The 19,782-nt window shown below is 65.2% G+C and carries 18 protein-coding genes; 13 read left to right on the top strand and 5 right to left on the bottom strand.

Going from position 1 to position 19,782, the window contains the following annotated elements; genetic code table 11:
- The first annotated feature begins 13 nt into the window (after positions 1-13).
- Together AC0Z35_RS14705 and AC0Z35_RS14700 are read left to right on the top strand one after the other, a co-directional pair.
- Positions 14-868 carry a DMT family transporter gene (locus AC0Z35_RS14705; protein WP_046802785.1) on the top strand — a complete coding sequence of 285 codons (855 nt, stop codon included), beginning with the start codon at positions 14-16 and terminating at the stop codon, positions 866-868.
- Between the two features lie 29 nt (positions 869-897).
- Positions 898-1,749 (top strand): sulfurtransferase, encoded by an 852-nt coding sequence (locus tag AC0Z35_RS14700; protein WP_104143186.1) that lies wholly within the window; start codon positions 898-900, stop codon positions 1,747-1,749.
- Between the two features lie 84 nt (positions 1,750-1,833).
- On the opposite strand, the gene AC0Z35_RS14695 is transcribed toward AC0Z35_RS14700, so the two are convergent.
- Both AC0Z35_RS14695 and AC0Z35_RS14690 read right to left on the bottom strand, forming a co-directional pair.
- On the bottom strand, positions 1,834-2,403 hold the full coding sequence (locus tag AC0Z35_RS14695) for a phosphonate degradation HD-domain oxygenase (protein WP_006218288.1): 570 nt from the start codon (positions 2,401-2,403) through the stop codon (positions 1,834-1,836).
- A 54-nt stretch (positions 2,404-2,457) separates the two neighbouring features.
- Positions 2,458-3,321 carry a LysR family transcriptional regulator gene (locus tag AC0Z35_RS14690; RefSeq protein ID WP_046802885.1) on the bottom strand — a complete coding sequence of 288 codons (864 nt, stop codon included), beginning with the start codon at positions 3,319-3,321 and terminating at the stop codon, positions 2,458-2,460.
- Positions 3,322-3,470: 149 nt separating this feature from the next.
- On the opposite strand from AC0Z35_RS14690, the gene AC0Z35_RS14685 reads away from it, so the two are divergent.
- The 5 genes from AC0Z35_RS14685 (at position 3,471) to AC0Z35_RS14665 (ending at position 9,536) form a co-directional block, all read left to right on the top strand.
- Complete coding sequence (locus tag AC0Z35_RS14685) at positions 3,471-4,625, top strand: putative 2-aminoethylphosphonate ABC transporter ATP-binding protein (RefSeq protein ID WP_485132390.1); 1,155 nt, start codon at positions 3,471-3,473, stop codon at positions 4,623-4,625.
- A gap of 7 nt (positions 4,626-4,632) precedes the next feature.
- Positions 4,633-6,387 (top strand): putative 2-aminoethylphosphonate ABC transporter permease subunit, encoded by a 1,755-nt coding sequence (locus AC0Z35_RS14680; protein WP_485132391.1) that lies wholly within the window; start codon positions 4,633-4,635, stop codon positions 6,385-6,387.
- Between the two features lie 15 nt (positions 6,388-6,402).
- Positions 6,403-7,233 carry a phosphonoacetaldehyde hydrolase gene (phnX, locus tag AC0Z35_RS14675; RefSeq protein WP_104143187.1) on the top strand — a complete coding sequence of 277 codons (831 nt, stop codon included), beginning with the start codon at positions 6,403-6,405 and terminating at the stop codon, positions 7,231-7,233.
- A 136-nt stretch (positions 7,234-7,369) separates the two neighbouring features.
- Positions 7,370-8,392, top strand: a complete 1,023-nt coding sequence (locus AC0Z35_RS14670) for a putative 2-aminoethylphosphonate ABC transporter substrate-binding protein (protein ID WP_219991960.1) — start codon at positions 7,370-7,372, stop codon at positions 8,390-8,392.
- 13 nt (positions 8,393-8,405) lie between these two features.
- Positions 8,406-9,536, top strand: coding sequence for a TIGR03364 family FAD-dependent oxidoreductase (locus AC0Z35_RS14665; RefSeq protein WP_485132392.1), 1,131 nt, complete (start codon positions 8,406-8,408; stop codon positions 9,534-9,536).
- Between the two features lie 151 nt (positions 9,537-9,687).
- Here AC0Z35_RS14665 and AC0Z35_RS14660 read toward each other — a convergent pair whose 3' ends face one another.
- The 3 genes from AC0Z35_RS14660 to AC0Z35_RS14650 all read right to left on the bottom strand — a co-directional run bounded on the left by AC0Z35_RS14660 (position 9,688) and on the right by AC0Z35_RS14650 (position 13,359).
- Positions 9,688-10,833, bottom strand: a complete 1,146-nt coding sequence (locus tag AC0Z35_RS14660; RefSeq protein WP_046802791.1) for an aromatic ring-hydroxylating oxygenase subunit alpha — start codon at positions 10,831-10,833, stop codon at positions 9,688-9,690.
- A 318-nt stretch (positions 10,834-11,151) separates the two neighbouring features.
- Positions 11,152-12,162 carry an acyltransferase gene (locus AC0Z35_RS14655; protein ID WP_046802793.1) on the bottom strand — a complete coding sequence of 337 codons (1,011 nt, stop codon included), beginning with the start codon at positions 12,160-12,162 and terminating at the stop codon, positions 11,152-11,154.
- A gap of 228 nt (positions 12,163-12,390) precedes the next feature.
- Positions 12,391-13,359 (bottom strand): Bug family tripartite tricarboxylate transporter substrate binding protein, encoded by a 969-nt coding sequence (locus tag AC0Z35_RS14650; protein WP_046802794.1) that lies wholly within the window; start codon positions 13,357-13,359, stop codon positions 12,391-12,393.
- Positions 13,360-13,528: 169 nt separating this feature from the next.
- Between AC0Z35_RS14650 and AC0Z35_RS14645 the strand changes: the two genes are divergently transcribed.
- From AC0Z35_RS14645 to AC0Z35_RS14620, 6 genes are all read left to right on the top strand, one after another.
- On the top strand, positions 13,529-14,383 hold the full coding sequence (locus AC0Z35_RS14645; protein WP_046802795.1) for an IclR family transcriptional regulator: 855 nt from the start codon (positions 13,529-13,531) through the stop codon (positions 14,381-14,383).
- Between the two features lie 82 nt (positions 14,384-14,465).
- Positions 14,466-14,732 (top strand): exodeoxyribonuclease VII small subunit, encoded by a 267-nt coding sequence (locus AC0Z35_RS14640; protein WP_046802796.1) that lies wholly within the window; start codon positions 14,466-14,468, stop codon positions 14,730-14,732.
- A 7-nt stretch (positions 14,733-14,739) separates the two neighbouring features.
- Complete coding sequence (locus AC0Z35_RS14635) at positions 14,740-15,651, top strand: polyprenyl synthetase family protein (RefSeq protein ID WP_485132393.1); 912 nt, start codon at positions 14,740-14,742, stop codon at positions 15,649-15,651.
- 53 nt (positions 15,652-15,704) lie between these two features.
- Positions 15,705-17,573, top strand: a complete 1,869-nt coding sequence (gene dxs, locus AC0Z35_RS14630) for a 1-deoxy-D-xylulose-5-phosphate synthase (protein WP_104143192.1) — start codon at positions 15,705-15,707, stop codon at positions 17,571-17,573.
- A gap of 324 nt (positions 17,574-17,897) precedes the next feature.
- Positions 17,898-18,695: a GTP cyclohydrolase FolE2 gene (gene folE2, locus AC0Z35_RS14625; RefSeq protein WP_485132394.1), complete on the top strand. Its 798-nt coding sequence runs from the start codon at positions 17,898-17,900 to the stop codon at positions 18,693-18,695.
- 7 nt (positions 18,696-18,702) lie between these two features.
- Positions 18,703-19,626 (top strand): DUF817 domain-containing protein, encoded by a 924-nt coding sequence (locus tag AC0Z35_RS14620; RefSeq protein WP_485132395.1) that lies wholly within the window; start codon positions 18,703-18,705, stop codon positions 19,624-19,626.
- Positions 19,627-19,782 lie beyond the last annotated feature (156 nt).

Below are 19,782 nucleotides of genomic sequence, written 5' to 3'. Positions count from 1 at the left end.
GCGTAGACCCCCAATGCAGGCTCTCTGGATGTTGTTGGCGTCCGCCATGTTCGCCATCATGGGGTCGTTCGTGAAGTTCGGCACGGAACACGGCGCGTCGCTGCCGCAGATCGTGCTTTTTCGCGGGCTGCCTTCCGTCCTACTTTTGCTGCTGTGGGCGCGCGCTGGGCGGCAATCCATCGTTCCGACCAGCTGGAAGTTGCACCTGTGGCGCAACCTGTCCGGCGTCACGTCGATGTGGCTGGGTTTCTTCGCCATCTCGCATCTGCCGCTGGCCACCGCGACCAGCCTGAACTACACCGCGCCGCTGTTCATCGCCTGTTGGATGCTGGGGTGGGGCGGCGCGCAGCGCGACCCGGTCCGCATCCTGGCGGTGGCGTTGGGCTTTCTGGGCGTGATCGCCGTGCTGCGGCCCAGTATCAACGAAGACCAGTGGCTGGCCGCCGTCATGGGCATGGGCGCGGGCGCCATGTCGGCCATCGCGATGATGCAGATCCGCCAGCTGGGCCGCATCGGCGAACCCGAATGGCGCACCGTGCTGTTTTTCTCCGTGGCGGTCTGCGTGTCCAGCATCGCCGGCTTGTGGTTCGAAGGCTGGGGCCACGCCGACTGGCAGGGCTACGCGTCGCTGTTCGGCGTGGGCGTGGCCGGCATGTTCGGCCAGCTTGCCATGACCCGGGCCTTTGGCATGGGGTCGGCGCTGCTGACGGCGGCGCTGCAATACAGCACCATTATTTTCGCGGCCTTGCTGGGCATGGGCTTCTGGGGCGACCATCTGGACGCCCTGGCCTGGGCCGGCATGGGCTTGATCATTTCCGCGGGCCTGCTGTCGGTGTGGCGCACCATGCGCGACCCGAAGCCGACCTGACCCGCCCCCTTCGATCAGGAGCACCCCGAATGACGACCACACTGATTTCTGCCGCCGACCTGGCCGCGCGCCTCGATTCGCCCGACGTGCGCGTATTCGATGTGCGACATGACCTGACCAACCACGCCGCCGGCCGCCAGGCCTACGACGCCGGACACATCCCGGGCGCCCGTCACCTGGACCACGAAACCGAGCTGGCGGCACCGCGCACCGGCAAGAACGGCCGGCATCCGTTGCCGTCGCGCGCCGAATTCGGCGGCCTGATGGCGGCTCATGGCGTGACGCCGCAAACGCTGGTCGTGGCGTACGACGCCAGCGGCGGCATGTACGCCGCGCACCTGTGGTGGATGTTGCGCTGGTTGGGCCATGAACGCGTGGCCGTGCTGGACGGCGGTTGGCAGGCGTGGGTGGCGGCCGGTTTGCCGACCACGACCGACGCCGCGCCCGCGGTCAAAGCCGGCCAGCCGGTAGAGCCCGGGCAATCGCTGGCCGGGTCGGTCAACGCCCAAGCCGTGCTGGACAACATCGCCCAGCCGGCCTTTACCGTGATCGACGCGCGCGCGGCCAACCGCTATCGCGGCGAAGTCGAACCCATGGACCCGGTGGCCGGCCACATCCCGGGCGCGCTGAACCGTCCCAACGGCGAGAACCTGCAAGCCGATGGCCGCTTCAAGTCACCCGAGCAGCTGCGCGCCGAATTCGCCGACCTGCTGGGTGACCGCGACCCCAAGGCCGTGGTGCATCAGTGCGGCTCGGGCATCACCGCGTGCCATAACCTGTTGTCGATGGAAATCGCCGGCCTGTCCGGCTCGCGGCTGTACCCGGGTTCATGGAGCGAATGGTGCAGCGACCCGTCACGCCCGGTGGCGAAGGGCGCCTGAAGCCTCAGGCGCCTGGCCCGCGCACTCGGAAGCGCGGGTTGCGGCGCCCTTGTTGCGTGCGGGCCGGCGCTGCGCCCCGGTTCGCTACCAGATCGCGGCCAGCTTCACGCGGCCCGATACGCTTTCCGCGATTTCCAGAAAGTGATCCAGCGGCGGCGTGGCCAGGCCGGGAACCTTGGCCATGTCGTCCCAGCGTCTTAGCCGAATCGCGTCCGGCGCGCCCGGCATGCTGGCGAAATCCACCGCCTGGCTCGCATCAAAACTGCCGCCCTGTAATGCCAGGCTGCGCTTGGAATCCTCGGAGAGCGACGCTTCATATTGCGGCTCCACGTAGCACAGGTAACGCTTGGCTTCGACGTGCAGCCGGATCGGATCCAGCACCGCCGAACTGAACAGCCCGCGCAGGAACGGCAGCACGAAATACTGGTGTTTGTCGTCGATACCGCGCAGGGTCGGGGTGCCCGGCCGGTCTGCGATCAGGTGCCCCAGGTCGTGCAGCAGGCTGGCGGTGATCAGGTGTGCGCTGGCGCCGTGGCGCTCGGCCAGCGATGCCGTTTGCAACGCGTGGCGCAAATGGCTGACGGATTCACCGTGATATGACCGGTGTCCGCGTTCCAGAAAAATCTGCTCGATGTCTTGCAAGGTCAAGGCCATGGTTGTCTCCTGATTGGCCGCAAGGGGGAGGGGGCGGGCAGTGACCCGGTCGGGTCAGCCGGCTGCCGGCGCCATCTCCAGGAAGCGCGCGATCAGCTGCACCGGTTGGCGCTCGCGCAGGCAGTACAGGTATTCATTCATCACGATGTCGGCGCCGTCGATGTCCAGGGCGGCCAGATCGGGATGGGACGGAATCTCGCGCGACGGGATCAGGCTGATCCCCAGGCCGCACAGGATGGCCTGCCGGATCGATTCCCGGCTGCCGATCTCCAGCGTGCGCCGCACCGTGACGCCGGCGGCTTGCAGGGCGTCTTCGGTCAGTTGGCGCGTCATCGAACCGGGCTCGCGCACCAGCAACGCGTGCTCGGCAAGGTCGGCCAGCCGCACGCGGCCACGGCGGGCCAGCGGATGGTCGCGGTGGGTGACCACGCGGATCGGGTCGGCCGCGATCATCCGCCGATACAGGTGCTTGTCATCCATCAGAAAAGACGACGTGGCAATCTCGATGCGGTAATCGTGCAGCGCTTGCAGCATCGACTGTGAATTGCCGATCGTGACCGTCAGATCAATGCCGGGGTAGCGCTGGTTGTATCGGCGCACCGTGTCCATGATGTAGAACGGGCCGGTGGCGCCGACACGCAGGTTGCCTTCGCGCAGGTCGCTGGCGTCGCGCAGCCGGAAGTCGATCTCGGTTTCCTGCTGCACCAGCTTTTCCACCATGGGCATCAGATTCTGTCCGGCATCCGACAGGCGCATGCCGCGCCCTTGGCGATGGAACAGTTCGATGCCGTAGCGAGATTCCAGCTGACGCAGCTGCCCCGTCACGGTGGGTTGGCTGACGCCCAACTGGGCGGCGGCCTTGGTGACGGTGCCGCAGCGGGCCACGGCGTAGAAAGATTTGAGTTCGGCGACAAGCACGATGACGGGGGGGCAGGAAAGGGACGCAATGCGCAAGACCGCCAGTACACCAAAATAATTTGATGTTTTTATTACTGCATTTGCGCGAAGTGTCATAAACGCTCAATACGCGGCTTCCATACTGCCTTCGTTCCCAGACCGGAGGCAGCATGCCCCAAGCCGATAACGACCTTTTCCCCGCCGGGCCGCCCCAGGGCGGGCTGGACCCCATTGCGGGCAAAGAGCCCCAGCAAGGGGCAAAGCGTGGCGGCTTTCTGACTGTGCGAAACCTGGTCAAGACGTTTGGCACCCACAAGGCGCTGGCCGACGTTTCGCTGGATATCCGTGCCGGAGAACTGGTGTGCCTGCTAGGCCCCTCCGGTTGCGGCAAAACGACGCTGCTGCGCGCGATTGCCGGACTGGAGCGCCAGGACAGCGGCACCATCGTGCTGTCGGGCCGCGATATTTCCCATGCCGAACCGCAAGAGCGCGACTACGGCATCCTGTTCCAGTCCTATGCGCTGTTTCCCAACCTCACCGTCGCCCAGAACGTGGCGTACGGCCTGAGCGGCAAGCGCGCGCATCGCAAGCACGTGGCCCATCGTGTCGAGGAAATGCTGACGCTGGTGGGGCTGGCCGGCGCCGCCGACAAGTATCCGGGACAGATCTCGGGCGGGCAGCAGCAGCGCGTGGCGTTGGCGCGCGCGTTGGCCCCGTCGCCGTCCCTGTTGCTGTTGGACGAACCGATGTCCGCGCTGGACGCCCGCGTGCGCGAGCATCTGCGTATTGAGTTGCGCGCCTTGCAAAAGCGCCTGTCCATTACGACGCTGATGGTCACGCACGACCAGGAAGAGGCCATGGTGATGGCCGACCGCATCGCCGTCATGAACGGCGGCGTGATCGAACAGTACGGCACGCCGCGCGAGCTGTACCGCCAGCCGGGATCCGCCTTCATCGCCGATTTCGTGGGCGAGGCGAACTGGCTGCCGTTCGAACGCGTGGATGCGCACCGCGCCCGCGTCGGCCGCCAGGAACTGGCGGTGGACGACACGCTGGATGGCCGATTCGGCAAGCTGTTCGTCCGGCCCGAGGCGGTGCGCGTCAGCATGGCACGCCCGGAAGAGCCCAATTCGATGCTGGCCGACGTGCTGGACGGCGTGTTCCTGGGCCGTGGTTACCGCCTGGCGTTGCGGCTGGAAGGCGTGCCCGGGTCCACCGTGCATTCCATCGTGTCCCCCGAAATCGGAGACGCCCTGTTGGGTCCTCATGCTGCCAGCCGCTGCTGGGTGGAGCTGCCGCGCCATGCGATTCGCGCCTACGCTTGATTCCCCCATGACCGGTTCTCCTTCCGTGGCGGAAACGCCGTCGGCTTCGGCTTCGCCCGTGGCCTTGGGCCGCCGCCCCATGCCCGCCTGGATCGGCTCGTTGGGCCTGACCGTCGGGCAGGGCGCGTTGCTGCTGTTCCTGGTGCTGTTCCTGGCGTTGCCGCTGGCGGCCATCCTGGCCAAGTCCGTGACGGACAACGACGGCGCCTGGGCTGGCCTGTCGGTGCTTACCGGCATCATCGGCGCAGACGGCTTTCTGGCGATGGTCGGCCGCAGCCTGACGGTGGGCCTGGTGACGATGTTGCTGGTGGTGCCGTGCGCCTACGGATTTGCCTATGGACTGACGCGTACGCGCCTGCCCGGCAAGGGCCTGTTGCGCACCATCGCCTTGCTGCCGCTGCTGGCGCCCTCGCTGCTGCCCGGTATCGCCCTGGTCTACCTGCTGGGCAATCAGGGCCTGCTCAAGGGCCTGACCGGCGGCGCCACCATCTACGGCTTCTGGGGCATCGTCGTCGGCGAGGCGTTCTACACCTTCCCGCATGCGCTGATGATTTTGTTGACCGGCCTGACGCTGGCCGACGGGCGCCTGTATGACGCGGCGCGCGCCATGGGCGCCGGCCCGTGGCGCACCTTCCTGACCGTGACCCTGCCCGGCACGCGCTACGCCGTGTTCTCGGCCTGCTGCGTGGTGTTCACGCTGACTGTCACCGATTTTGGCGTACCCAAGGTGGTGGGCGGCGACTACAACGTGCTGGCGATGGAAGCCTACAAGGCGGTGGTCGGCCAGCAGAACTTTCCGAAGGGCGCGGCCATCGGCATCCTGCTGTTGCTGCCCGCCTTGCTGACCTTCGTGCTGGACCGGCGCCTGCGGGCCCGCCAGGGCGCGCAGATGAGCGGCCGCGCGCAGGCCTATGCGGCAAATCCGAACCGCCGCCGTGATGCTGCTTTCCTGGCGCTGGCCGGCGTGATGGCCGCGTTCCTGCTGCTGATCATCGGCGTGGCGGTGTGGGCGTCGTTCGTGAAGATGTGGCCCTACAACCTGTCCATGTCGCTGCGGTCCTACGACTTCGACAACATGGACGGCGGTGGCTGGCTGGCGTGGCGCAACAGCTTGCAGCTGGCGTTCTTCACCGCCGTGATCGGCACGGCCGTGGTCTTCGTGGGCGCCTGGATGATGGAAAAAGTACCGGCGCGCGGCCAACTGGGGCGCGGCCTGCGGGGGGCGGTCAGCATGCTGGCGCTGATGCCGATGGCCGTGCCCGGCCTGGTGCTGGGCCTGGGCTACATCTTCTTTTTCAACAGCCTGATGAATCCGCTGAACGTGCTGTACGGCACCATGCCGCTGCTGATTCTGTGCACGGTCGTCCACTTCTACACCAGCGCGCACCTCACGGCCGCCACCGCACTGAACGCGCTGGACCCGGAATTCGAAGCCGCGTCCGCGTCGCTGAAGGTGCCGCGCATGACGACGTTCCTGCGCGTGACCCTGCCGATGTGCTTGCCTGCCGCGCTGGACGTCGCCCGCTATTCGTTTGTATCCGCCATGACGACGGTGTCGGCCGTGGTGTTTCTGTACAGCCCGTCCACGGTGCTGGCCGCCGTTGCCGTCCTTAACATGGACGACGCCGGCTTCATCGGCCCGGCCGCCGCCATGTGCACGGTGATCATGGCCAGCTCCGCCGTCGCGGCCCTGCTGCTGCATCTGGCCAGCCGCGCGCTGGTGTCGCGCAGCCAGGCCTGGCGCCGCCCCGTGGCCCTTTGAACGATTGATTCCAGGATGACCCTTATGACTGTTTCTTCCTTACCCGTGCAGCTGGAAGCCGTGATCTTCGACTGGGCCGGCACGCTGGTCGACTTCGGATCATTTGCCCCCACCAAGGTGTTCGTCGATGCGTTCTCGCAGTTCGGCATGGACGTGTCGCTGAAAGAGGCGCGCGGCCCCATGGGCATGGGCAAGTGGGACCACATCCGCGCGCTGTGCAACCAGCCGGCCATCGCCGCCCAGTATCAGGCCCAGTTCGGCCGCGTGCCCAGCGACGACGATGTGACGGCCATCTATGAACGCTTCCTGCCGATGCAGATGGAAAAGGTGGCCCAGTATTCGGCGGCCATCCCCGGCGCGGCCGAGCTGTTGCGCGCGCTGCGCCGTAAAGGCCTGAAGATCGGCTCTTGCTCGGGCTACCCGGACAGTGTGATGCGCCGCGTGGTCGAGCGCGCCGCGTCCGAAGGGCTGGAGCCCGATTGCATCGTGGCCAGCGACGACGTGCCGCGCGCGCGTCCGGCGCCGGCCATGGCGTTGAAGAACGTGGTGGAACTGGGCCTGTCGGACGTGGCCGCGTGCGTCAAGGTCGACGACACCGCGCCCGGCATCGAGGAAGGGCGCCGCGCCGGCATGTGGTCGGTGGGCCTGCTGCTGTCCGGCAACGCCGCCGGCCTGACCCTGGACGAATACCTGAGCCTGGACGAGGCGGGTCGCGACCTGGTCCGCGCCGACGCCAGCCGCGAGCTTGCCACCGCCGCGCCGCATTACCTGATCGATACGGTGGCGGATCTGCCAGCCGTCATCATCGACATCGAAGCCCGTCTGGCACGAGGCCAACGCCCCTGAATTAGCTTCCCCTTGCCGGTACTGCCGGCCCTGCATTCCCTTTGTGTGCGCCTTTGTACCGCAGCCGGCATCCGCCGGCAGTGGGGGCGACGTTCACCTTTTTTGCGCGTTTTTCCGCATATTCACGGAGTTCTTCATGAATCGCTACAAGCTGCTTGCACTGGCCGCCGCCCTGACGGGCGTGATGGGCGCCGCGTCCGCCGAGACCACGCTGACGGTCTATACCGCGCTGGAAGCCGATCAGATCAAGGTCTACCAGGCCGCGTTTGAGAAGGCCAACCCCGACATCAAGATCCAGTGGGTGCGCGATTCCACCGGCATCATCGCGGCCAAGCTGCTGGCCGAAAAAAGCAACCCCAAAGCCGACGTGATCTGGGGCCTGGCCGGCACGGCGCTGGGCCTGATGGACAAGGAAGGCATGTTGCAGCCGTACGCCCCGAAGGGCCTGGACCAGATCGCCGCCAACATGCGCGACGCCAAGGCCGAGCCGTCGTGGGTAGGCATGGACGGCTACGCGGCCGCGATCTGCTTTAACACCATCGAAGCCGAAAAACAGAAGCTGCCCAAGCCGACGTCGTGGCAAGACCTGACCAAGCCGGTGTACGCGGGCAAGATCGTCATGCCGAACCCGGCGTCCTCGGGCACGGGCTTCCTGGATGTCAGCGCCTGGTTGCAGATCTTTGGCGAAGACAAGGGCTGGGCCTACATGGATGCCCTGCACAAGAACATCGGGTCGTACACGCACTCGGGCTCGAAGCCTTGCAACATGGCGGCCGCCGGCGAATTCCCCATCGGTGTGTCGTTCGACTATCGCGCGGCCAAGCTCAAGGCCGACGGCGCGCCAGTTGAAGCCGTGTTCCCGTCGGAAGGCCTGGGCTGGGAAGTCGAAGCCACCGCCATCATGAAGGGCACCAAGAACCTGGACGCGGCCCGCAAGCTGGCTGACTTCTCGGCCAGCCGCGAAGCCAACGAACTGTACAAGGCCAACTTCGCGGTGCTGGCGATTCCGTCCATCGCCACGGTCAACCCGAACCTGCCGGCCGACCTGACCAAGCGCATGATCAAGAACGACTTTGTGTGGGCCGCGACCAACCGCGAACGCATCATCGCCGAGTGGACGCGTCGCTACGACGGCAAGTCGGAACCCAAGAAGAAGTAAGGCACGGCCCGCGATGAAAACATACGACGTAATCGTGGTGGGCGCGGGCATGCTTGGCATCGCCCACGCCTGGGCGGCCGCCAAGCGCGGCCTGTCGGTGGCGGTGATCGAACGCAGCCGCCAGGCGCATGGCGCCACCATCCGCAACTTCGGCCAGGTCATTGTGACCGGCCAGGCGCCCGGCATGATGCTGTCGCATGCCCAGCAGGCACGCGAGCTGTGGCTGGATCTGGCCGCCAAGGCGGGCTTTCATGTGCGGGCCAACGGCGCGCTGGTGCTGGCGCGAAATATCGACGAGGCCAGCGTGTTGCAGGAATTCGCGGACACGCGTTTGATGCAGGAAGGCTACCGTGCCGAGCTGCTGTCGGCGCGTCAGGTGGCCGGCCTGTATGGCGGTCAGCTGGCCCATCACTGCCTGGCGCTGCGCGGGCATGACGACCTGCAAATCTATTCGCGCGATGCGCTACCGGCCATCACGCGATACCTGGCCGAGTCGCTGGGCGTGACGTTTATCACCGGCACCCTGGCGCGCGCGGTCGAGAACGGGTTGGTGGGTACCACCGCCGGCGATTTTCTGGGCAAGCATGTGTTCGTGTGCCCCGGTCATGATTACCTGACGCTGCTGCCCGAACGCTTTGCGCCGATGAACCTGGAAGTCACGCGCTTGCAAATGCTGCGCGCGGCGTTCGAGACGAACCCCATCGCCCTGGACCGCCCGGTGTTGACGGGTTTGTCCTGCGTGCACTACGGCGCGTTCTCGGACTTGCCCACGGCGCATGCGCTGCGCCAGGTCATCCAGGAACGCACGCCGATGCTGCTGGAAAATGGCATACACCTGCTGATCAGCCCTACGCCCAACGGCGAACTCATCATTGGCGATTCGCATCATTATGGGACGGACGCGTTCCCGTTCAACGACGAAGCGGTCGACAACACGATGCTGGACCTGGCCTCGCAGGCGCTGGGTGCGCGCTTGCGTGTGCTGGAGCGCTGGCAGGGGGTTTACGGCGCGCACGGACCGGCGCCGTTTTCGGTGATGCCGGTGGACGCAGCCACCACCGTCGCGGTCATGCATTCGGGTGTGGGCATGACGGTGGGGCTGGCCATCGGCGAACGCACGGTGGCCCAGGTGATGGGACGTTAACGGCGCTGATCGGATCACGGTCCGGCAGTCGTCGACCCTGATCCGATTGCCCTTGTGGCAAAAGAAAAAGGGCTTTGCGTTGTGTGACGCAAAGCCCTTTTTGTATGGCGGGTATGGCGGGTATGGCCTGTATGGAAGAAGGCCAGGATGCCTACAAGTCCTGCATGATCCGGCGATACCACTCGTGGAAGTGCTGCATGCCGTCTTCCATGGGCGATTGGTAGGGGCCGGCTTCGTTCACGCCGCGCAACATCAAGGCCTTGCGGCCCGCGTCCATGCGCTCGGCGATCTCGTCGTCTTCAATGGCCGTTTCCATGTAGGCGGCGCGCTGGGCCTCGACGAATTCGCGTTCGAACGCCGAGATTTCCTCGGGGTAGTAGAACTCGACGACGTTCACCGTTTCCTGCGGGCTTTTCGGGTACAGCGTGGACAGCACCAGCACGTGCGGATAGAGCTCGATCATGTGGGTCGGGAAGTACGTGACCCAGACCGCGCCGAAATCCGGAGCGTCGCCTTCGCGGAACGACAACAGGCGGTCGTGCCATTGCTTGTACACATCCGAACCCGGTTGCGCCAACGCGTTGTGCACGCCCACTTTTTGAAGGCTGTACCAGTCGTTGAATTCCCAGGTCAGATCGTCGCAGGTGACGAAGCGGCCCAGGCCCGGGTGAAACGGGCCAACGTGGTAGTCCTCAAGGTAGACCTCGATGAAGGTCTTCCAGTTGTAGTTGCACTGATGCACCTCGACATGGTCCAGCACGTAGTCGCCGAAGTTGAATTCCGGGCGCGAGAACAGCGGCGCCATGTCGGAAGCCGGATCGCGCGGGCCTTCGAACAGCAAGCCGTGGCAATCGCGCAGGCGGAACTTCTGCAAGTTCATGCAGGGCGTGGTCTCGAACTGAGGCGCGCCCAACAACTCGCCTTGGTTGTTGTACGTCCAACGGTGCAGGGGGCAAACGATGTTGCCACCGGTTGCCTTCAGGTTTCCGTGCGTATTGCAGTTGCCGGCCACATTGCCGGCTTCGCCGCCCAGCATCAAAGCCTGACGGTGGCGGCAGACATTTGAGATGAGTTCAACGCCTTGCTGGTTGCGAACCAGCACGCGTCCCCCGCTTTCCTGTACCAACGACCGCCAATCCCCGATTTCAGGCACCAATTTCTGATGGCCGACATATTGCGAGGATTGCTTGAAAATGAGTTCTTGCTCGCGGGCAAAGAGGGCTTCGTCAAAATATGCACTGACGGGTAGCTGGGTGCGAGCTGGCACGACATGTGCCATCCGACCGATGTCGGTCATGATTCCCTCCGCTCGGATAAAAAAGCCAGGACGGTTTGAGCTCTGCCAAGCGCTTTTGTTCAAGCCCAGCAGTTTTAATGACCGGATCCGAAAATTGCGTCGAAAAACGGTCTGAAAACTGCTTGGAGCTCAACCGTGAGCTTGGCTACGTACGTGCTGGCGCGAAGAAAAATCGGTGTCTGGCCGATCAAATAAGCCGTGAATTGTACCCCAAGGGCCTCCCTGCCGCCCGGGAAGATGGACGGGGCTAAATCCAGCGTTGGCGGGGCCTGCCGGCCCCGTTCCATCGTCCGATTAACCCTTCGCGGCGTAGGTCTTTCAGACGAGCTTGCGCGTGGCCGGATGACGCCTTAACAGCCAGCTGCTGGCCGCCGACAGCGCAAACACGGCAACGGTCAGCAAGGGCACGGCCCAGGCGTCGCGCGGGTTGCCCGAGATGGCGCCCGCGCGCCGCGCCACGTCCAGGAACACGGGGTGGATCAGGTACACGCCGAAGGTCAAGGGCGCCAGCGCGGACAGGCGCGGCAGCCAGGGCGAAGACACGATCCACTGGAAGGCGGCCAGCGACATGAACGGCACTGTCAGGCTGAAGTAATCATAAAAGTACGTATCCAGCGCGTGGCCGTCGGACATTACGGTGACGCCAAGCGCCGTGGCCGCAACGCTGCCCGCAAGGACCAGGCCCGGCCGGGGGATGCGCAGGTCGCCATCAAAAATCAACCGGCCCGCCACGAAATAACCCAGATACGGCAGGAACCAGGTCAGGAAGAACCCGTGCGGGGCGCCCAGCGCGCGGCGGTACAGCGCGTCAAGAATGGCCACGCCCAGAATACCCACCACCCATAGCGACCGGCCGCGCGGCGTGCTGCGTGCGTACAGCAGGCGGGCCAGTGGGGCAAACAGGTACAGCCCCACGATCATGTACAGGTACCACAGGTGGTAATAGGGTTCGCCCTGCGCCACCTTGCGGGGCCAGAACGAAAAGTCCACCCGGCCGTCGTCCCACCAATCCAGCCCGGTGCGCCAGGCCAGATAGAACAAGGTCCAGAACAGCAGGGGCGCACAGATGCGCGCCATGCGGCGGCTGTAGAACTTGCGGGCGTCGTGGGGTTTGTTCGGGTCCAGCAGCAAGGCGCCGCTGACCATGACGAAAACGGGCACGCACCAGCGCGCCGCCGAGTCGTACAGATTGGCGGCCAGCCACGCGCCCCCGCCATACGCGGCAGGGTCACTGACAATCAAGGCCGCGCTGTGCAGCAACACGACGGCTACGGCCGCCAGCCAGCGCGCGGCGTCCAGTCGGGCATAACGGTCTTCGGGGGTTTGCATCGGGCTCCCGCTGGTGTTTTCGCATCCTCACCTTAGCAGTGAGCCCGGGTGCGCTTCTGTATCCAGCGGTTAGGCAAGGCATGAAAAACCGACAGGACCCAGGCGGGCGCTGTCGGTGCAAAGGGGGTAGGCCCGGGGGCCCGGCAAGGTCCGGCGGCTTGGCCCACGCGCCAACGATTTGTCACGAAACCGTGGGCGGCGGGGCGGCCGCATCAGGGCATTGCCGCCTTACTGCAAGACGATGTTGGCTTGCTTGATCAACTGCGACACGATGGGCTGTTCGGTCTTGATCTGCTTGTCCAGCTCGGCGGCCGTGCCGGAACGCGGGTCGATGCCCATGTCCAGCATGCGCTTCTTGACGGCTTCGTCCTTCAGGGTTTCAGTCAGCGCGGCTTGCAGCTTTTCAAGCACCGGTGCGGGGGTGCCCTTGGGCGCCACGAAGCTGAACCAGGCCGTCATGTCGAAGGCGGGGTAGCCTTCTTCGGCCAGCGTTTGCAGCTTGGGCAGCGTGGCCAGGCGCGACGGGCTGGTGATGGCAAACACCTTGACCTTGCCCGCGTCCGCCTGCGGCATTCCGGTGGCGACCATGTCGAAGAACAAGTCCACGTCGCCGCTGATCAGGGCGGGCAGCGCCTGGGTCGCGCCCTTGAACGGCACGTGCAGGATGTCGATGCCGGCGCGTTCCTTGAACAGTTCACCCGCCAGATGGGACGAGGTGCCGGGGCCGAACGTGGCGAACGTCAGCTTGCCGGGGTTCTGCTTGGCATAGGCCACGACGTCTTGCGTGCTGTTGAACGGGCGCTTGGGGCTGGACAGCAGCACCAGGGGGCCCACGCCCACCATGCCGATACGGGCAAAACCGTCCGGGTCGTAGGGCAGTTCCTTATACAGATAGCGGTTGGTGACCAGCGTCGAATTGGTGGCCATCAGGATGGTGTAGCCGTCCGGCTGCTCGCGCGACACGTAGGCCGCGCCGATGGACGTGCCGGCGCCCGCCTTGTTTTCCACGATCATCGGCTGGCCCAGCGTCTTGGCCATGCGCTCGGCCAGGATGCGGGTCAGCACGTCGGTGGCGCCACCGGCCGGGAAGGGCGAGATGACCTTGATCGGGCGGGTCGGATAGGTCTCGGCCTGGGCGCCCAGCGCGGCGGCGCTGAGCAAGACGGTGGCCAGCAGTTTGAGGCTCGTGCGAATCATGTTTTCCCCTTGAAATCGCGTGCATGAGTGGATCGCCGGGCCTGGCTTGGCCGCCGCGTCGCGTGACGCCGCGCGGTGGCTTGCCAGGTCTCCTTGGATGTTTTAAATTCCGTATATTGGAATTTAGTTTTGTCGTTCGAAATAAACTATAAAAACGAAGCGAATAGAAATGCAATCTTTTTCTGACTCCAAGCGCGTGGTGCACGCCGCCGTCAAACCGGACGAAACGCTGGAACTGAGCCAGCCGGCACGCCGCAAACGCACGGCCGGCGTGGGCGAGGGCGCCAATTCGCCGGACTTCATTACCGCCCTGGCGCGCGGCCTGGACGTCTTGCGCTGCTTTCGCCATGGCGTGACGGCGCTGGGGAACCTGGACCTGGCGCGCTTGACCGGCCTGCCCAAGCCCACCATCAGCCGCATCACCTACACGCTGACCGAACTGGGCTACCTGCGCTATCACCCCGACACCGGCAAGTATTCGCCCGGCTATGGCGTACTGGCGCTGGGCTTCGGCTTGCTGGCCGGGCTGGAAGTGCGCGAACTGGCCAAGGCGTCCATGACGGAACTGGCGCGCGACACCGGCGGCGCCGTGGCCTTGGGCGCGTTCGACGGCGACGCGATGACCTACGTCGAAGCCATCCATGGATCCTCAGCGCTGTACCTGCGGTTGCCGGTTGGCTATCGCGCCAGCCTGGACAGCGCCATGGGCCGGGCCTACCTGGCCAGCTTGCCCGACACCGCTTGTCAGGAAGTGATGGCGCGCCTGGGTCCGGTGGCCCCGCCCGTGGCCGCCATCGATCGCGCCCGCGCTGAATTACAGGAATTCGGCTGCTGTTTCGCGCTGGGCGAATGGCAATCCGGCATCAACGCCGTCGCCGTGCCGTTTACCTCGATCACCGGCGAAGGCGTCTTCGTCATGAGCTGCGGCGGGCCATTGAGCCTCTTGCCCGAACCCGAGCTGCGGTCCCGCGTCGGCCCCGCGTTACGGGCCGCGATTGCAGGACTGGCGGGGGCGTCGGCCTGATCCTTGCGGCGCATCCGGGTCCGCGTTGGCTATCTCGTACAATTCACAAATTGATCCACCCCTAGCGCCCTCGGAGACCCGTTTGGCCAACCCCACACAAGCCGATCCGCAGATCGATGACCGTCCCTTGCCCCAGGATTTTGAAACGGCCCTGGCCGAATTGGAATCGTTGGTTGCGGCCATGGAAGACGGCTCGTTGCCGCTTGAGCAGTCGCTGGCCGCTTACCGGCGCGGCGTGGCGCTGACGCGAGTCTGCCAGGAACGCTTGGCGCAGGCGGAACAGCAGGTCAAGGTATTGGAAGGCGACTTGCTGCGCCCGCTGGACCCGGCGGCGCTGGATGACGAATAAGAAACCGATGAAGACCACTCAACTCCCCTTCGCGGAGTGGTTGCAGGGGCGCGTGCGGCACGTTGAAGACGTGCTGGACGACCTGATGCCGCCCGCGGATGTGCTACCCGTCCGTTTGCACGAAGCGATGCGCTACGCCGTGCTGGGCGGTGGCAAGCGCGTACGCGCCGCCATGGTCTACGCCGCCGGGCAGGCCTGCCCGGTTAGCGGCAGTGTGCTGGCCATCGAGGCCTCGCTGGACCGCGCGGCCGCCGCTGTCGAATTGATCCACGCTTATTCGCTGGTGCATGACGACCTGCCGTGCATGGACGACGACACCTTGCGCCGTGGCCGGCCCACCACCCATGTGCAGTTCGACGAAGCCACCGCCATGCTGGCGGGCGACGCCTTGCAGCCGCTGGCGTTCGACCTGCTGGCATCCATGCCCATCGCGCCCGCGCTGATCGTGCAGGCGACGCAGTCGCTGGCGCGCGCCGCCGGCAGCCAGGGCATGGCGGGCGGCCAGGCCATCGACCTGCTCAGCGTCGGCCATTCGTTGTCGCGCGATGAACTTCAGACCATGCACAGCATGAAGACCGGCGCCATGCTTGCGTGCAGCGTGGCGCTGGGCGGCATCGTGGCGGGCGCCAGCTCGGCCTCGCGCCAGGCGCTGGACGCGTACGCGCAGGCCATGGGCTTGGCGTTCCAGGTGGTGGACGATATTCTGGACGTTACCGCCGACACGGCTAGCCTGGGCAAGACGCCCGGCAAGGACGCGGCGGAAAACAAGCCGACGTACGTCTCGCTCCTGGGCCTGTCCGAGGCGCGCGAGTTCGCCGAGCAATTGCATGTGGCCGCGCTGGCGGCGCTGGAGCCCCTGGGCGATGCCGGGTTGCGCCTGGCGCAACTGGCCGATTTCATCGTCCTTCGAGACCGCTGATCCGTGACAAGCCCGGCCTGAGTCCAGGTCGGGTCAACGAACCCCAAAAAAGCATGACGACTGATTTATTGGACCGCATTCAATCCCCGGCAGACCTCAAGCGCCTGGATCGTCGCGAGCTGAAAAAGCTTGCCGACGAACTGCGCGGCTTCGTGCTGGAGTCGGTATCCAAAACGGGCGGGCACCTGTCGTCCAACCTGGGCACGGTCGAGCTCACGCTGGCCTTGCACCAGGTGTTCGACACGCCGCATGACCGCATCGTCTGGGACGTGGGCCACCAGTCCTACCCGCACAAGATCCTGACCGGCCGCCGCGCCGGCATGGCGCAGTTGCGGCAACAGGGCGGAATTTCGGGCTTTCCCAAGCGCAGCGAATCCGAATACGACGCCTTCGGCACGGCGCACTCGTCCACGTCGATCTCGGCGGCGCTGGGCATGGCGGTGGCCTCGCGCAATGCGGGCGTGCAGCGCCAGCACATCGCCATCATCGGCGACGGCGCGATGTCGGCGGGCATGGCTTTCGAAGCCATGAACAACGCGGGCGTCACGCCCAACATCAACCTGCTGGTGATCCTGAACGACAACGACATGTCGATCTCGCCGCCGGTGGGGGCGCTGAACCGCTACCTGGCGCGCCTGATGTCGGGCCGCTTCTACGCCACCGCCAAGAACGTGGGCCGCGCGGTCTTGCAGCACGTGCCGCCCGTGCTTGAACTGGCGCGCCGCTTTGAAGAGCACGCCAAGGGCATGGTCACGCCGGCCACGCTGTTCGAGGAATTCGGCTTTAATTACGTCGGCCCCATCGACGGCCATGACCTGGACGCGCTGGTGCCCACCTTGCAGAACCTGAAGGCGCTGCAAGGCCTGCAATTCCTGCACGTGGTCACCAAAAAAGGGCAGGGCTACAAGCTGGCCGAGGCGGACCCGGTGCTGTATCACGGCCCGGGCAAATTCGATCCCGCCGTCGGTATCCTGCAATCGAAGGCGCCGGGCAAGCGCACGTTCACGCAGGTCTTCGGGCAGTGGTTGTGCGACACGGCCGAGCAGGATACGCGCCTGGTCGCCATCACCCCCGCCATGCGCGAAGGCAGCGGGCTGGTCGAATTTGAAAAGCGGTTTCCGCTGCGCTATTTCGACGTCGGCATCGCCGAGCAGCACGCCGTGACGTTCGCGGCGGGCGTGGCCTGTGAAGGGCAAAAGCCCGTCGTGGCCATCTACTCGACCTTCATGCAGCGTGGCTACGACCAGTTCATCCACGACGTGGCGCTGCAAAACCTGGACGTGACGTTCGCCCTGGACCGCGCCGGCATCGTCGGCGCGGATGGCGCCACCCATGCCGGCAATTACGACACCGCTTTCCTGCGTTGCGTGCCCAACATGGTGGTGGCCACGCCGTCCGACGAAAGCGAAACCCGCTTGCTGCTGTCGACCTGTTATCAGCATCCCGGCCCGGCGTCCGTGCGCTATCCGCGCGGCGCGGGTTGCGGCGCGGTCGAGGCCCCTGGCCTGGATACGGTGGAGCTGGGCCGGGGCGTGGTGCGGCGCGAGGGCAAGAAAATCGCCATCCTGGGTTTCGGCACGCTGGTGCAAGCGGCGTTGGCCGCAGCCGGCAAGCTGGACGCCACGGTGGCGGACATGCGCTTCGTCAAGCCGATCGACAAAGCCCTGATTCTCGACCTTGCCGGCCGCCACGATGCGTTCGTCACGATCGAGGACGCGTCCATCATGGGCGGCGCGGGCAGCGCGGTGCTGGAAGTGTTGAGCGCTGCTGGCGTGCAGATTCCGGTCCTGCAACTGGGCTTGCCGGATGTCTTTATTGACCATGGCGAACAATCGGCCTTGCTGGCCGGCATCGGTTTGGATGCCGCCGGTATCGAGCAGTCGATCCGTAACCGCTACGCCGAGCTGCTGGCGAAAGACTAAGGCGGTGGCACTTAGCCGGTTTCACTTGGCCGGCTGGGTGAAACCTGCCGTGATCGTCCCACTCGGCGGCCGACCCATCCGGTGGCCGACCCATCCGGCGGCCGGCGCATCCGGCGGCCGGCGCATCCGGTGGTCGACCTAGCCGTACTTTCCGGCCATGGCCTCGCCATTGCCCGGAATCTGGAACAGTCTGTTCCGCCGTCACCGACCTACCCATAGAAGGGTTTTCCCAGGCGTAGGCAAGGCTTTGGGCGATAATGGCCCCCTCTTCAAGTTTCCTAGGCGCGTCCGCAAGCGATCGATCGCCTAGACAGGTACGCTGACATGAATTCTCCGATCGACCCCGCCCTGGTAATGCCCGATGTCCAAAGTTCGACGGACACCCGACACATCCCGATTCAGCGCGTGGGCATTCGTGGCGTGCGCCATCCCATGCTGGTGGAAGGCGGTGATGGGGCGCCCCAGGGCACCGTCGCCAACTGGACGCTGACCGTTGCGCTGCCGCCCGAAGAAAAAGGGACGCACATGTCCCGTTTCGTGGCGCTGCTGGAAAAGTACCGCAGCACGCCCATGACGCCGGCCCGGTTCCGCGCCATGGCGGCCGACATGCTGCCGTTGCTGCACGCCGAAAGCGGTGACATCACCGCCGCGTTTCCGTATTTCATCAACAAATCCGCCCCCATTTCGGGCGTGCAAAGCCTGCTGGACTACGAAGTTCAGTGGATCGCGCGCGCCAAGGGTAATGCGGTCGAATTCGAGCTGGTCGTCCAGGTGCCGGTGACCAGCCTGTGCCCGTGCTCGAAGGCCATCTCGGAGTACGGCGCGCATAACCAGCGTTCGCATGTGACTGTGTCGGCCATTCTTAGCGACGACATCAGCATGGACGGCGTGATCCGCCTGATCGAAGAAGAAGGCTCGTGCGAACTGTGGGGCCTGCTCAAGCGGCCCGACGAAAAGTACGTGACCGAACGCGCTTACGACAATCCCAAGTTCGTCGAAGACTTGGTGCGTGACGTGGCCGCGCGCTTGACGGCGCACCCGGGCATCGCGCGGTATCGCGTTGAAGCCGAGAACTTCGAATCGATACACAACCACTCGGCCTACGCCGTCGTGGAAGGCTGAGCCCACCGTGCATCATCCGGCGGCCACCGACTGGCCGCTTATCGCAAGGCTGCAAGCCTGGGAATCGCGGCTGGCCAATAACCTGGCCGGCCGCGGCCGTTTGGGCGTGGCGTTCTACGAGTTTTTCCGCTTTGGGGTCAAGCAAGCTTGGGCCTGCCTGTTCGGCGGGTTGATGTGCGCGCTGTTGCTGGGCACGCACTGGTGGTATCCCAAGGATGCGCTGCTGGCGCGCTACGATTTCCTGACGCTTGCGGCGCTGGGTATCCAGGCCGTCTTGTTGGCGCTGCGCATGGAAACCTGGAGCGAAGCCCGCGTGATCCTGATGTTCCACGTAGTGGGCACCGGCATGGAAATCTTCAAGACGGCGGCCGGGTCCTGGATCTACCCCGAGGCCAGCGTGCTGCGCATCGGCGGCGTGCCGCTGTTCACCGGATTCATGTATGCGGCAGTGGGCAGTTATCTGGCGCGCGTCTGGCGTCTGTTCGATTTCCGTTTTCGCGCGCATCCCCCGCTGGTGGCCACCGTGGCTTTGTCAGCGCTGATCTATGTGAACTTCTTCTCGCACCATTTCGTCATGGATTTCCGGTGGTTGCTGTTTGCGCTGACCGCCGTGCTGTTTGCCCGCACCTGGGTGTATTTCCGCATCTGGCGCGTCTATCGCCGCATGCCGTTGTTGATGGGGTTCGTGCTGGTGGCCTTGTTTATCTGGTTTGCCGAAAACATCGGCACTTTCGCCAACGCCTGGCGCTATCCAAACCAGTCCCACGCGTGGCAATGGGTGTCCATCGCCAAGCTGGGGTCGTGGTTCCTGTTGATGATCATCAGCTACGTGATGGTCAGCGTGGTTAATCGGCCCAGGGAAGTCGCTGTTGCCGATCTGCCGCAAGCGGCGGGGCAGGGCGGCGAAAACGCCCCGTCCCTGATTTCCTGACGCCCCAGTCGCTTGCGAACCGATGCTCAATCGGTAATAATCGAGGGCTTTCTTGCTCGACCGCCCATGGTTTTTGGGTAGCGGGCTGCCCCTTGCCGGGCTGATGTCTTCTGTGTACCACCACAGTCTTCTGTGAACCACTACACAACCACCCAT

Source organism: Achromobacter sp. 1L-A-4-B-C2 (genome assembly GCF_057291955.1).
Note: the sequence above shows the minus strand (reverse complement) of the source record. Positions and strands in the feature narration are given on the sequence as shown.

Coding starts and splice junctions, on each gene's coding strand:
- AC0Z35_RS14705 (WP_046802785.1), top strand. CDS start 14: ATGCAGGCTCTCTGGATGTTGTTGGCGTCCGCCATGTTCGCCATCATG.
- AC0Z35_RS14700 (WP_104143186.1), top strand. CDS start 898: ATGACGACCACACTGATTTCTGCCGCCGACCTGGCCGCGCGCCTCGAT.
- AC0Z35_RS14695 (WP_006218288.1), bottom strand. CDS start 2,403: ATGGCCTTGACCTTGCAAGACATCGAGCAGATTTTTCTGGAACGCGGA.
- AC0Z35_RS14685 (WP_485132390.1), top strand. CDS start 3,471: ATGCCCCAAGCCGATAACGACCTTTTCCCCGCCGGGCCGCCCCAGGGC.
- AC0Z35_RS14680 (WP_485132391.1), top strand. CDS start 4,633: ATGACCGGTTCTCCTTCCGTGGCGGAAACGCCGTCGGCTTCGGCTTCG.
- phnX (WP_104143187.1), top strand. CDS start 6,403: ATGACCCTTATGACTGTTTCTTCCTTACCCGTGCAGCTGGAAGCCGTG.
- AC0Z35_RS14670 (WP_219991960.1), top strand. CDS start 7,370: ATGAATCGCTACAAGCTGCTTGCACTGGCCGCCGCCCTGACGGGCGTG.
- AC0Z35_RS14665 (WP_485132392.1), top strand. CDS start 8,406: ATGAAAACATACGACGTAATCGTGGTGGGCGCGGGCATGCTTGGCATC.
- AC0Z35_RS14660 (WP_046802791.1), bottom strand. CDS start 10,833: ATGACCGACATCGGTCGGATGGCACATGTCGTGCCAGCTCGCACCCAG.
- AC0Z35_RS14655 (WP_046802793.1), bottom strand. CDS start 12,162: ATGCAAACCCCCGAAGACCGTTATGCCCGACTGGACGCCGCGCGCTGG.
- AC0Z35_RS14650 (WP_046802794.1), bottom strand. CDS start 13,359: ATGATTCGCACGAGCCTCAAACTGCTGGCCACCGTCTTGCTCAGCGCC.
- AC0Z35_RS14645 (WP_046802795.1), top strand. CDS start 13,529: ATGCAATCTTTTTCTGACTCCAAGCGCGTGGTGCACGCCGCCGTCAAA.
- AC0Z35_RS14635 (WP_485132393.1), top strand. CDS start 14,740: ATGAAGACCACTCAACTCCCCTTCGCGGAGTGGTTGCAGGGGCGCGTG.
- dxs (WP_104143192.1), top strand. CDS start 15,705: ATGACGACTGATTTATTGGACCGCATTCAATCCCCGGCAGACCTCAAG.
- folE2 (WP_485132394.1), top strand. CDS start 17,898: ATGAATTCTCCGATCGACCCCGCCCTGGTAATGCCCGATGTCCAAAGT.